General features: G+C 71.0%; 15 protein-coding genes and 1 pseudogene. 13 read left to right on the top strand and 3 right to left on the bottom strand.

Going from position 1 to position 11436, the window contains the following annotated elements; translation table 11 throughout:
* The first annotated feature begins 45 nt into the window (after positions 1 to 45).
* A complete protein-coding gene (locus tag ACRDSK_RS09290) occupies positions 46 to 342 on the top strand; it encodes a hypothetical protein (RefSeq protein ID WP_431439585.1) in 297 nt (98 codons plus the stop codon).
* Positions 343 to 708: 366 nt separating this feature from the next.
* The gene (locus ACRDSK_RS09285) at positions 709 to 1515 is read left to right on the top strand and encodes an MBL fold metallo-hydrolase (RefSeq protein WP_431439584.1); all 807 of its coding nucleotides are present in this window, start codon (positions 709 to 711) and stop codon (positions 1513 to 1515) included.
* Here the strand turns inward: ACRDSK_RS09285 and ACRDSK_RS09280 are convergent.
* Both ACRDSK_RS09280 and ACRDSK_RS09275 read right to left on the bottom strand, forming a co-directional pair.
* Positions 1512 to 2081: an isochorismatase family protein gene (locus ACRDSK_RS09280; protein WP_431439583.1), complete on the bottom strand. Its 570-nt coding sequence runs from the start codon at positions 2079 to 2081 to the stop codon at positions 1512 to 1514. The two genes, ACRDSK_RS09285 and ACRDSK_RS09280, sit on opposite strands and share 4 nt — an antisense overlap.
* A 28-nt stretch (positions 2082 to 2109) precedes the next feature.
* Positions 2110 to 3396: a nicotinate phosphoribosyltransferase gene (locus tag ACRDSK_RS09275; protein WP_431439582.1), complete on the bottom strand. Its 1287-nt coding sequence runs from the start codon at positions 3394 to 3396 to the stop codon at positions 2110 to 2112.
* Between the two features lie 52 nt (positions 3397 to 3448).
* On the opposite strand from ACRDSK_RS09275, the gene clpS reads away from it, so the two are divergent.
* The 11 genes from clpS to ACRDSK_RS09220 all read left to right on the top strand — a co-directional run bounded on the left by clpS (position 3449) and on the right by ACRDSK_RS09220 (position 11083).
* Complete coding sequence (clpS, locus tag ACRDSK_RS09270; RefSeq protein ID WP_431439611.1) at positions 3449 to 3742, top strand: ATP-dependent Clp protease adapter ClpS; 294 nt, start codon at positions 3449 to 3451, stop codon at positions 3740 to 3742.
* A 29-nt stretch (positions 3743 to 3771) separates the two neighbouring features.
* Positions 3772 to 4332 (top strand): DUF2017 domain-containing protein, encoded by a 561-nt coding sequence (locus tag ACRDSK_RS09265; protein ID WP_431439610.1) that lies wholly within the window; start codon positions 3772 to 3774, stop codon positions 4330 to 4332.
* Entirely contained in the window at positions 4322 to 5326 is a 1005-nt protein-coding gene (locus ACRDSK_RS09260; protein WP_431439581.1) for a P1 family peptidase, read from the top strand. The genes ACRDSK_RS09265 and ACRDSK_RS09260 overlap by 11 nt, the downstream gene beginning before the upstream one ends.
* A gap of 326 nt (positions 5327 to 5652) precedes the next feature.
* Positions 5653 to 6090 carry a Mov34/MPN/PAD-1 family protein gene (locus ACRDSK_RS09255; protein WP_431439580.1) on the top strand — a complete coding sequence of 146 codons (438 nt, stop codon included), beginning with the start codon at positions 5653 to 5655 and terminating at the stop codon, positions 6088 to 6090.
* A 3-nt stretch (positions 6091 to 6093) separates the two neighbouring features.
* Positions 6094 to 6411: a MoaD family protein gene (locus ACRDSK_RS09250; protein ID WP_431439579.1), complete on the top strand. Its 318-nt coding sequence runs from the start codon at positions 6094 to 6096 to the stop codon at positions 6409 to 6411.
* A gap of 2 nt (positions 6412 to 6413) precedes the next feature.
* Positions 6414 to 7364, top strand: coding sequence for a PLP-dependent cysteine synthase family protein (locus tag ACRDSK_RS09245; protein ID WP_431439578.1), 951 nt, complete (start codon positions 6414 to 6416; stop codon positions 7362 to 7364).
* A 55-nt stretch (positions 7365 to 7419) separates the two neighbouring features.
* On the top strand, positions 7420 to 8094 hold the full coding sequence (locus ACRDSK_RS09240; protein ID WP_431439577.1) for an LPXTG cell wall anchor domain-containing protein: 675 nt from the start codon (positions 7420 to 7422) through the stop codon (positions 8092 to 8094).
* Between the two features lie 10 nt (positions 8095 to 8104).
* Positions 8105 to 8767, top strand: a complete 663-nt coding sequence (locus tag ACRDSK_RS09235; RefSeq protein WP_431439576.1) for a rhomboid family intramembrane serine protease — start codon at positions 8105 to 8107, stop codon at positions 8765 to 8767.
* A complete protein-coding gene (gene murI / locus ACRDSK_RS09230) occupies positions 8677 to 9513 on the top strand; it encodes a glutamate racemase (RefSeq protein WP_431439575.1) in 837 nt (278 codons plus the stop codon). The genes ACRDSK_RS09235 and murI overlap by 91 nt, the downstream gene beginning before the upstream one ends.
* A 21-nt stretch (positions 9514 to 9534) precedes the next feature.
* Entirely contained in the window at positions 9535 to 10305 is a 771-nt protein-coding gene (locus tag ACRDSK_RS09225; RefSeq protein WP_431439574.1) for an MBL fold metallo-hydrolase, read from the top strand.
* 133 nt (positions 10306 to 10438) lie between these two features.
* Positions 10439 to 11083 carry a TetR/AcrR family transcriptional regulator gene (locus ACRDSK_RS09220; RefSeq protein WP_431439573.1) on the top strand — a complete coding sequence of 215 codons (645 nt, stop codon included), beginning with the start codon at positions 10439 to 10441 and terminating at the stop codon, positions 11081 to 11083.
* Positions 11084 to 11179: 96 nt separating this feature from the next.
* Here ACRDSK_RS09220 and ACRDSK_RS09215 read toward each other — a convergent pair.
* Positions 11180 to 11425, bottom strand: a pseudogene (locus ACRDSK_RS09215) (lysylphosphatidylglycerol synthase domain-containing protein); the annotation flags it as partial.
* Between the last annotated feature and the right edge of the window lie 11 nt (positions 11426 to 11436).

The raw sequence follows: 11436 nt of genomic DNA, 5'->3' as shown, positions 1-11436 counted from the left end.
CACCTGTCGACATTCTGGCCAGGCAACTACATACCGGGAGTGCGCATGACCAACTACCAGCCACCGCAGGCCTACCCCGTCTACCAGGCGCAGCCGACCAACGGGTTGGGCGTGGCCTCGCTGGTGCTCGGCATCGTCGGGCTCGTGTTCTCCTTCATCCCGGTCATCGGGGTGATCGCGTGGCCGATGGTCATCCTGGGCGTGGTGTTCGGCGGCATCGGCATCAACAAGGCCAACCAGACTCCCGGCATGCCGAAGGGCACCGCGGTCGCCGGCCTCACGTGCTCCCTCATCGGCCTGGCGATCTGCGTCATCTGGGCAGTCGCCGTCGCGGCCAACTAGTCCGGCCTTCGCCGCCAACTGAACTGGTTCGACCTCCGACCCCCGAAACGGCGCGGCATCCGGTCCCGAAACTGGCTCGGCCTCCGGCCCCCGATATCCAGCGTACCGAGCACCACCGCCAATCCCGCGTGCTCACCGACCGCCTTGTGGATAACTCCCCGGCCCGCGGGGGCCCCCGATTTCCAGTCTACGGCGGGGGACTGACGGTTCCGGGCTATCGCGGGCGACCTGTGGACAACTAGCCCGATTGAACGGTCCGTTCAATCGGTCCCGACCGCGCTTCCCCCACAGTGCTTGCAATCCACCGCCCCGGGACTACCGTCTCGACAGGCGGTTGCAGACCACCACAAGAGGGAGGGAGCGCCCATGCTGACGCAGGTCGCGGAGGGTGTGCTGGTCCACCAGAGCGAGTTACTCGAGAACAACACCGTTGTCGTGCAGGGCAGGGCCGGCGTGTTGCTCATCGACGCCGGGATAACGGGCGGTGAAATGGTTTGCCTTGCGAACGACCTTCGTGAGTTGGGTCAGCCCGTTGTGGCAGGCTTCGCGACGCATCCTGACTGGGATCACGTGCTCTGGCATGCCGACCTTGGCGATGCGCCTCGTTACGGCACCGCCCGCTGCGCGGAATTTATGCAAGACGTCCTGTCCAAACCGGACTGGAAGACTCGAGTCGCCGGGGGGTTGCCGGAGGAAATCGCCGAGGAAACGCCGCTGGACCTCTTCGGCCTCATTACCGGTCTGCCCGCTGGAACCACGCATATTCCGTGGGATGGCCCCAAGGTCCGGATTATCGAGCATCCGGCGCATGCCCCGGGCCATGCGGCGCTGTTGGTCGAAGAACGCCGGGTTCTCGCCGCCGGCGACATGCTCTCCGATGTCCTGGTTCCGATGTTCGACGACTCCGCTGACCCGGTAGAGGAGTACCTCGTCGGGCTGCGGATGCTCGAGGACGTGGTGGACGACGTCGACGTCGTCGTCCCCGGGCACGGGTCCGTCGGCAGGGGCAACGAGGTCCGCGCGAGGATCACGCTGGATCGGGCGTACGTCGAGGCCCTGCGTGACGGCCGTGATCACAGCGACCCGCGGGTCGAATCGGCCAAGCCTGGTTGGGAGTGGGTGCGCGACCTGCACGGAGGGCAGCTCCAGACCCTCGCCCAAAAGAACGGCTAGGACACGTGCGGCGTGCCGGTCAGAGCGACCGAAGCCGCCGACAGCTCGCTCAGCGCGGTGTCCACCGTCGTCCTGGCCACGCCCGCCGTGTGGTCCAGCAGCACCCGCACGGCGAAGCCCGAACGGGCCGCGTCCAGAGCAGTCGCGCGCACGCAGTGGTCCGTGGCGATGCCGACGACGTCCACAGTGGACACGTCACGACCGCGGAGCCAGGACGCCAGCGCGGTGCCGTCCGGCGCGGCGCCCTCGAAGCCGGAGTACGCCGCCGCGTGCGCGCCCTTCGAGAACACCGTCTCGATGCCGCCGACGTCGAGTGCCGGGTGGAACGACGCGCCCGGCGTGCCGGCCAGGCAGTGCGGCGGCCACGTGTCGACGAAGTCCGGTGACGAGCTGAAGTGCGCGCCCGGGTCGATGTGGTAGTCCCGGGTGGCGACGACGTGGTCGTACCCACCCGCGGCCACCAGCGCCGAGATGGCGGCGGCCACGTCGGCCCCACCTGCGACGGCGAGCGAGCCGCCCTCGCAGAAGTCGTTCTGCACGTCGACGACGATCAAGGCGTTGGCCACGTCAGCACTCCTCGGACGATCAGGCGGTTCAGGCGTAGACGGTCGGGATCGCGGGCTCCCCGTTGGATAGCTTCAATCCCTCCCACGGCAGGCTCACCAGCCCGTCCCGCACCCGTTGCCGGCTCACCTCCAGGGTCGGCGCCGCACCCGCCGGTTGTCCACCGCGGACCAGCGGCACGACGAGCTGCCGGTCGTGCTCGCCCGCCTCGGGCGCGCCGTCGCCGACCTCGTAGACGACCTCTTCGAGCGCGGTTCCGGTCGGCTTGTGCCGGCGCAGCGCCGCCTTGCGGCCGGCCCGGGACTCCTTGTGCGAGCTGCGTTTCGCCACCGGCCGGCCCTCGACCTCGACCAGCTTGTAGACCATCCCGGCGGTGGGCGAGCCGGACCCGGTGACGAGCGACGTGCCGACCCCGTAAGCGTCGACGGGCTCGGCCCGCAGCGCCGCGATCGCGTACTCGTCGAGGTCGCCGGACACCACGATCCGGGTGTTGCGCGCGCCGAGCCCGTCGAGCTGCGCGCGGGCCTGGCGGGCCAGCACGCCGACGTCTCCGGAGTCGATCCGGATGGCGCCCAGCGACGTGCCGGCGACCTCGATGGCCGTCTCGATGCCGGCGGTGATGTCGTACGTGTCGACCAGCAGCGTCGTGCCGGCGCCGAGCGCGTCGACCTGTGCGGCGAACGCCGCGCGCTCGCTGTCGTGCAGCAGGGTGAAGGCGTGCGCGCAGGTCCCCGCGGTCGGGATGCGGTAGCTGCGGCCGGCCTCGAGGTTCGACGTGGTGGCGAAGCCGGCCAGGTACGCGGCGCGCGCGGAGCTGACCGCGGCCTGCTCGTGGGTGCGCCGGCCGCCCATCTCGATCAGCGGCCGGCCGTTCGCGGCGCTCACCATCCGCGCGGCGGCGGACATGATCGCGCTGTCGTGGTTGAGGACCGAGAGCACCAGTGTCTCCAGCACGACGGACTCGGCGAACGTGCCGCGCACGGTGAACAGCGGCGAGCCGGGGAAGTACAGCTCACCCTCCGGGTAGCCGTCGACGTCGCCGGTGAAGCGGTAGTCCGCGAGCCAGTCGAGCGTCCGCGCGTCGACCACCCCGTGGTCGGCCAGCTCACGCAGCTCGTCGTCGCCGAACTGGAACCGGCTGATGGCCTCGACGGCTCGCTCGGTACCGCCGACGACGCCGTAGCGCCGGCCGTTCGGCAGCCGGCGGGCGAAGGTCTCGAACACGCACCGGCGCTCGGCGGTTCCCGCGGCCAGCGCGGCCGCGACCATGGTCAGCTCATAGTGGTCGGTGAGCAGCGCGGTGCTGGTACCGGTCATGAACGGTGAGCCTAGACATGCCACCATTGATGTCATGTCGGTCCATCTGTCGATGCCTGTCGATCAGGAGCAGACACAGGCCGAGCCGCTCGGCTCGGAGGTCGCGGCCGAGGACAAGCCGTGGCAGACCATCGTGTGGAACGACCCGGTCAACCTGATGTCGTATGTGACCTATGTGTTCCAGAAGCTCTTCGGCTACTCCCGCGAACAGGCGACGAAGCTGATGTTGGACGTGCATCACAAGGGCCGGGCGATCGTGTCCTCCGGCACCAAGGACAAGGTGGAGGGCGACGTCGCGAAACTGCACGCGGCCGGGCTCTGGGCGACCATGCAGCACCAGTCGTGATCCCCTGGGAGCGGGTCGGCGACACGGTCATGACCAAGCTCGACCGGCGCGAGGCGACCGTGCTGCGCGGACTCATCACCCAGATCGACGGCATGCTGCGGTCGCGTCAGGACGAGGCGCCGCGCGACGAGCTCGCGGAGCTGACCGGCATCCGCACGGGCCCGTCCGCCGCGCCCGACGACCCGATCCTCGCCCGGCTGCTGCCCGACTACCACCGGCTCGACTCCGCCGACTCCGACGAGTTCGGCGAGCCGTCGAGGGAGGAGCGGGACTCGGCCGCGGCGCTGCGGTCGCTGCACGAGCCGGAGCTGCTCGACCTCAAGACCGGGGTGGCCGGGGTCGTGCTGGACACGTGCCCGCCCAACGGCGGCACGGTGAAGCTGTCGCTCGAACAGGCCGACGCGTGGCTGTCGGCGGTCAACGACGTGCGGCTCGCGCTCGGCACCACGCTCGACGTCACCGAGGACATGCCCGAGGAGCTGCCGGAGGACGACCCGCGCAGCCCGCATCTGGGCGTGTACCAGTGGTTGACGTGGATGCAGGAGCACCTCGTCCTGGCGCTGTCACCTTCTTCTGACGATGACGAATAACGCGCTCACGGACGTCCCCGGCGTCCTCGTGGGCCATCACCAGCGGATCGGCTCCGGCTGGGCCACCGGGACGACCGTCGTGCTGCTGCCGCCCGGGTCCACCGGCGCGGTCGACGGCCGCGGCGGCGCGCCCGGCACGCGAGAGACGGATCTGCTGGCGCCGGAGAACATGGTTCAGCAGGTCGACGCCGTGTGTCTGTCCGGCGGGAGCGCCTACGGCCTGGCCGCGGCGGACGGCGTCATGTCCTGGCTGTCCTCCCGCGAACGGGGTTTCCGGGTGGGGGCGGCTTCTTATGAGGTCGTGCCGATCGTGCCGGCCGCGGTCCTGTTCGACCTGCCGCGGGGCGAGTGGGGGAACCGGCCGTCTGCGTCGTTCGGCACCGCCGCCTGTGATGTGGCCGCTGACGGGCCCGTCGCGCAGGGCTGCGTCGGGGCCGGGACGGGGGCGAAGGTCGGCTCGTTGAAGGGCGGGGTCGGGACCGCGAGTGCCGTGGTCTCCGGCTTCACGGTCGGCGCGCTGGCGGCGGTGAACGCGTCCGGCGAGGCGGTCGATGCCTCGTCGGGGCGCCCATGGGCTCACGACTTCGGGCTGCCTGGGGAGTTCGGTTCTTGGCCGGACCGTCCCGGCGTGCTGCCCGACGTGTCGGCGACCGGCCTGAACACGACGATCGGCGTGGTGGCGGTGGACGCGGACCTGTCGAAGGCGGAGTGTCGTCGCCTGGCGGTCGCCGCCCAGGACGGGCTGGCCCGCGCCGTGCGTCCGGCCCACTCGATGTTCGACGGCGACACGGTGTTCGCGGTGGCCACCCGAGCGCGACCGCTGGCCCCGCCGGACTCCCCGCTCGGCCCGATGGCCCGCGCGCTGGCGCTGAACGAACTGTGCGCCGCGACCGCGGAGGTCTTCGCCCGGGCCGTGGTGCACGGCGTCCTGGCGGCGACTCCGTTGGCGGGCCTGCAGTCCTACCGAGACGTCTGGCCCGCCGACGCCCGCTGACCGCCTGCCGCCGCGCCCAGCCTGCCTCGCCGCCGCGCCTGTCTGCCCGCCCGGGTCGACTTGTACACAACCGCACGACTTGTCCACAAGTCGATCTTGCAACCCCGAAACGTCAGTGCCCCCAGTAGAATTGGAACCGGGGCCGCCCCCCGGAGAGGGTGGGGGCTGCCATCCAGAGGGGGCTGCCAGGGGTGCACCCGCGAGCATCAGGGCGGATCCGGGGACTTCCTCGGCCACGGCCGAGATGGGCGCGTCGTGACCCTTGCCACCAGCCGTGACGGCTCTCACCACGTGGGAACGCGGCGCCCACCACGTAGGATCGGCACGTGCTTCGGATACGCCGTGACCTGGTCGACGCGATGGTCGCGCACGCCCGCCGGGACCACCCGGACGAGGCGTGCGGCATCCTCGCCGGCCAAGAGGACGAAGCCGAGCGGATCATCCCCATGCTCAACGCCGCCCGCTCGCCGACGTACTACGAGTTCGACGCCACCGAGTGGAACGCCGTCTACCGCGAGATGTCCGCGAAGGACGAGGAGCCGGTCGTCATCTACCACTCGCACACGGCCACCGAGCCCTACCCGTCGCGCACCGACATCGCACGGGCCGGCGAGTACGCCACACTGCTGCCCTCGCCGCACTACGTGCTCATCGGCACCCGCGACCCCGATCACCACGAGCTGCGCTCGTACCGCATCGACGACGGCGAGGTCACCGAGGAAGAGGTCGTCGTGTCAGAAGCTCATGAAACACAGCGGAGGTAACACATGCCCGTCACCGTCTCCATCCCGACCATCCTGCGTACCCACACCGGCGGGCAGAAGTCGGTCGAGGCGAGCGGTAGCACCGTTGCCGAGCTCATCGACAACCTCGAGGCCAACCACGGCGGGCTCAAGTCGCGCCTGGTCAAGGAAGGCTCGCTGCACCGGTTCGTGAACGTGTACGTCAACGACGAGGACGTCCGGTTCGTCGGCGGCCTCGACGCCCCGGTCGCCGACGGCGACAACGTCACGATCCTGCCCGCGGTCGCCGGGGGAGCCGGCGGAGCGGACGCCGGAAAAGCCGGCGGAACAGTGGGCGGCTGAGCGTGGCGCGGTTCGACTCGCTGCTCGACGCGCTCGGCGACACCCCGCTGGTCGGCCTGCCCCGCCTGTCCCCGTCCGAGGACGTGCGGCTGTGGGCCAAGCTCGAGGACCGCAACCCCACCGGCTCGGTCAAGGACCGGGTGGCGCTGCGGATGATCGAGGTCGCCGAGCAGGACGGCGTGCTGCGGCCCGGGTGCACGATCCTCGAGCCGACCTCGGGCAACACCGGGATCTCGCTCGCCATGGCCGCCAAGCTCAAGGGCTACGGCCTCGTCTGCGTGATGCCGGAGAACACCTCCGAGGAGCGCCGCCAGCTGCTGCAGGCCTACGGCGCGCGGATCGTGAGCTCGCCGGCCGCGGGCGGGTCCAACGAGGCGGTCCGGCGGGCGAAGGAGCTGGCGAAGCAGAACCCGGACTGGGTGATGCTCTACCAGTACGGCAACCCGAACAACGCGGGCGCGCACTACCACGGCACCGGCCCGGAGGTCCTGCGTGACCTGCCGACCGTGACGCACTTCGTCGCGGGGCTGGGCACCACCGGCACGCTGGTCGGCGCCGGCCGGTACCTGCGCGAGCAGAAGCCGGACATCCAGGTCGTCGCCGCCGAGCCGCGGTACGGCGAGCTGGTGTACGGGCTGCGCAACCTCGACGAGGGCTTCGTCCCGGAGCTGTACGACCCGGACGTGCTGACCGGCCGCTACTCGGTCGGCTCCTACGACGCCCTGCGCCGGACCCGGCAGCTGCTGGAGACCGAGGGCATCTTCGCGGGCATCTCGACCGGCGCGATCCTGCACGCCGCGCTCGCGGTGGCGGAGAAGGCCGCGGCCGCCGGCGAGCGGGCGGACGTGGTGTTCGTCGTCGCGGACGGCGGCTGGAAGTACCTGTCGACGGGCGCGTACGCGGGCTCGCTCGACGAGGCCGCCGGACGTCTCGACGGCCACCTCTGGGCCTGACAGCTTCCGGCCACCGGATGATCGACATCCCGGCGGCGGCGCTACCTTTCCGCACATGGTGCGTGGGATGTTCGTCGCGGTCGTGGCCGCGCTGTCGCTGTCGGGTTGCGCGTCGCCGGCGGAGGAGCCGCCCGAGGACGTCGACCTGTTCCGGGAGTACGCGCGGTCGGGGGACGTCGAGAACGATCCCTTCGGCGGCACCGGGTCGGGCGAGGACCGGCTCGCCAACTTCGCCTCCCAGGGCACGCCCGAGCAGATCCTGACCCAGCTGCTCGCGGCCACCGAGTGTGCGGCCGACTGCGACGCCGCCGGCGCGACCCGCGCGGCCGCGAAGGACTTCGGCGGCACGCTGTACGAGCGTCTCGTCCTGGTCAAGCACCCGGACGGCGCGCTCGAGATGCTCCCGCTGTACGTCGCGCAGAAGTCCGACGACGACGCCGTCCTGATCGACGCGCAGGGCCAGACCTACCAGGACCTGACCGACTTCCGCGAGAACAACGACGTCCTCACCGCCGAGGACCTGGTGCTGGCGCCGGAGAACATCACCTCGGTGCCCGGCGAGGGGCGCATCGCGACTGTCTACGGGCAGACCGGGACGAACTGGCTGCCGTGGCTCCTCGGCGGGGGCGGCGTCCTACTGCTCGCCGTCGCGTTGCTCGTGGTGGTCCGGCGGCGGAACCGGGGTGAAGTCAGGGTTCGCCCGGAGCCGGCAGGCCCGGAACGCACGTAACCTCGAAGGTGTGAGCACCGTGCAGCCCGCGAAGTCCCGCAACCCGGCGAACCGGATCGTGCCGCCCAACCCGCTTCGGGCGGCGATCGTGGTGGGAGCGTTCACCGCCCTGCTCTACCTGGTCGAGGCGGTCGACGCGATCGTGCCCGCCAACCTCGACAACCTCGGCATCCAGCCGCGCACGGTCGGCGGGCTCGACGGCATCCTCTGGGCGCCGCTGCTGCACGCGGGCTGGTCCCACCTGTTCGCGAACACACTCGCGATCGTGGTGTTCGGCTTCCTCGCGATGGCGAACGGCATCGGGCAGTGGGCCGCGGTCACCGTCACCATCTGGCTCACCAGCGGCATCGGCGTCTGGCTCACGGGAGCGGACGGCATCACCGTCGGCGCGTCCGGTGTGGCCTTCGGCTGGCTCGCCTTCCTGCTCGTGCGCGGCCTGTTCAACCGCAGCTTCGGCCAGCTCATGGTCGCCGTCGTGCTGTTTCTCTACTGGGGGAGCACGCTGCTCGGCGTCCTGCCCGGCAACCCGGGCGTGTCCTGGCAGGGTCATCTGTTCGGCGCGCTCGGTGGCATCCTTGCGGCGTGGCTCGTCTCCCTGGCGAACAGAGCGAACAAGAAGGACAAGGCGGAAGCCGGCCCATCGGCGTCTTCGACTCCGGCGTCGGCGGCCTGACCGTCGCGCGCGCGATCGCCGACCAGCTGCCCGGCGAGCGGCTGCGCTACGTCGGCGACACGGCCAACGGCCCGTACGGCCCGCTGCCGATCGCCGAGGTCCGCCGGCACGCGCTCGCCATCGCCGACGACCTCGTGGCAGACGGCGTCAAGCTGCTGGTCCTGGCCTGCAACACCGCCTCGGCAGCGTGCCTGCGCGACGCCCGCGAGCGCTACGACATCCCGGTCGTCGAGGTCGTCGTGCCGGCCGTGCGCCGCGCGGTGGCGAGCACCCGCAACGGCCGGGTCGGGGTCATCGGCACCGCCGGCACGGTCCGCTCGCGCGCCTACGACGACGCGTTCGCCGCCGCCCCGCACATCGACCTGACCTCCGCCGCCTGCCCGCGGTTCGTGGACTTCGTCGAACGCGGCATCACCTCCGGCCGGCAGGTCCTCGGTCTCGCGCAGGGCTACCTCGAGCCGCTCCAGCAGGCCGGTGTCGACACCGTCGTGCTCGGGTGCACGCACTATCCGCTGCTCACCGGAGTCCTGCAGATCGTCATGGGTCCGGAGGTGACACTCGTGTCCAGCGCCGAGGAGACGGCCAAGGACGTCGTCCGCGTGCTGACCGAGCGGGACCTTCTGGCGGAACCGGACGGTGAGGTCCGCCACGAGTTCGTCGCCACCGGACCGGCCGAACCCTTTGCCCGCCTGGCAAGACGCTTCCTGGGCCCGGAACTTGGCGCAGTCGCGGCGGCCGCGCCGTAGAAACGTCATAGGCTGTGCCGCGTGTTGTTGACCGTGCTGGGTTGTTCCGGAAGTACTCCCGGACCGCGTGCCGCGTCGTCTGGTTACCTTCTCGAGGCGGAGGGCTTCCTGCTCTGCATCGAGCTCGGCAACGGCGTGCTCGCCGAGCTACAGGCCGTGCGGGACCCGTTCGCCCTCGACGCGCTGCTGTTCTCCCACCTGCATCCCGACCATTGCGCGGATCTCTCCGCGCTCACCGTGCTGCGCCGCTACCACCCCGCGCCCTCGCGCGACCCGCGGGCGAACCGGCTGCCGCTGTACGCGCCGCGCGAGGCGCCCGACCGGTTCGTCGCCGCGTACAGTCCGGACGCCACCGAGCGCGCCACCGAGGACCTCGGCGACATCTACGACTTCCGCGCCCTCACCGACGGAACCGTCCATATCGGACCGTTCGAGGTGACGGCGACCGTCGCGGCGCACCCGTGCGAGGCGTACAGCTTCCGAATCGTCCACGGCGGACGCTCACTGGTCTACACGGGAGACACCGGCGCCTCGCGCACCCTCGACCGGCTCGCCAAGAGCGCGGACGTGGTCCTCGCCGAGGCATCCTGGACCCACGCCGAGGACCGTCCGCCGGACCTGCACATGTCGGGCGTCGACGCCGGCCGGCTCGCGCAGACCGCGGGCACCGGCCGGCTGCTGCTCACCCACGTGCCGCCGTGGACCGACGGGGCCGCCGTGCTCGCCGAGGCGGGCGAGGAGTTCGCCGGGCCGGTCCAACTCGTCGTGCAGGGCGAGTCGTTCGAGATCTGAGCGAGTCGGGGGCTCCCGGCGGGGTCCGGGCCGGGAGCCCGAATATCGAGGATCGACCTCTCCTTGACAGTCGTCAAGACAATGCTTGACAACTGTCAAGACGGCTCCAGCTCCGGTCCAGTGCCGGTCTAGGATGTCCACCGTGTCCCAGGCCGTCGACCCGAAGCAGGACCGGATCTCGCGCCGACAGGTCGACAAGTTCGCCGAACGGCGCACGCAGCTGGCCACCTCCGCGCTGCTGACCCTCTCCGAGCTCGGCTACGCCCGCACGAGCCTGCGGGAGATCGCCCAGAACTCCGAGTTCTCCCACGGCGTGCTGCACTACTACTTCCGCGACAAGGTCGACCTGATCACGTTCTGCGTGGCGCTGTACAAGGCCGACTGCGTCACCCGCTACGACGCGGTGGTGGTCTCCGCGGGCAGCGGCACGGAGCTGCGCACCAACCTCGCCGCGATGATGACGCGGACTCTGCGCGAGGACGCCGCGATGCACCGGCTCTGGTACGACCTGCGCAACCAGAGCATGTTCGAGGTCTCCTTCCGCGCCGACGTGCGGGAGATCGACCAGAGCCTGGAGCGGATGATCTGGCGGATCGTCACGCGGTACGCGGAGCTGACCGGCTCAGCGGTCGACGTGCCATCGCGCCTGGCCTACGCGCTGTTCGACGGGGTGTTCCAGCACGCGCTGCTGGGGCACCTGGCCGGCGACGACACCGCCGGTGAGCTGGGGAACGGCCTCGGGCAGCTCCTCGACCAGGTCGTGCGGCACGCCGCCTGAGCGTGCGTGCGCCGGCCGGCGCAGCACCAGCCAGCCGAGTGCGCCGGTCGGGATGACCAGCCAGCACGACAGCAGCCGGTAGACCAGCACGGTGGCCGCCGCGGCGGCCTCGCCCGCGCCGGCGGAGACGAGCCCGGCGAGCAGGCCGATCTCGATGACCCCGATGCCGCCCGGGGTGAGCGGGATCTGCCGAAGGATCTGCACGGTCAGGTAGATCGCGCCGAGCGCGACCACGTCCAGCGGCAGGTCGAACGCGCGTGCCGCGGCGTAGAGGCAGGCGAGCTCGGCGAGCCAGTTCGCGACCGAGGCGGTGAGCGCGAGGACCCAGTGCCGGGCGGGCACCGCGCGCGAGC

The sequence above is a fragment of the Actinophytocola sp. genome, assembly GCF_050699915.1.
Taxonomy (GTDB): Bacteria; Actinomycetota; Actinomycetes; order Mycobacteriales; family Pseudonocardiaceae; genus Actinophytocola.
This window is presented reverse-complemented; position numbering and strand designations above follow the sequence as displayed.

Coding starts and splice junctions, on each gene's coding strand:
- ACRDSK_RS09220 (WP_431439573.1), top strand. CDS start 10,439: ATGTCCACCGTGTCCCAGGCCGTCGACCCGAAGCAGGACCGGATCTCG.
- ACRDSK_RS09240 (WP_431439577.1), top strand. CDS start 7,420: ATGGTGCGTGGGATGTTCGTCGCGGTCGTGGCCGCGCTGTCGCTGTCG.
- ACRDSK_RS09290 (WP_431439585.1), top strand. CDS start 46: ATGACCAACTACCAGCCACCGCAGGCCTACCCCGTCTACCAGGCGCAG.
- ACRDSK_RS09275 (WP_431439582.1), bottom strand. CDS start 3,396: ATGACCGGTACCAGCACCGCGCTGCTCACCGACCACTATGAGCTGACC.
- ACRDSK_RS09260 (WP_431439581.1), top strand. CDS start 4,322: ATGACGAATAACGCGCTCACGGACGTCCCCGGCGTCCTCGTGGGCCAT.
- ACRDSK_RS09285 (WP_431439584.1), top strand. CDS start 709: ATGCTGACGCAGGTCGCGGAGGGTGTGCTGGTCCACCAGAGCGAGTTA.
- clpS (WP_431439611.1), top strand. CDS start 3,449: ATGCCTGTCGATCAGGAGCAGACACAGGCCGAGCCGCTCGGCTCGGAG.
- ACRDSK_RS09265 (WP_431439610.1), top strand. CDS start 3,772: ATGACCAAGCTCGACCGGCGCGAGGCGACCGTGCTGCGCGGACTCATC.
- ACRDSK_RS09250 (WP_431439579.1), top strand. CDS start 6,094: ATGCCCGTCACCGTCTCCATCCCGACCATCCTGCGTACCCACACCGGC.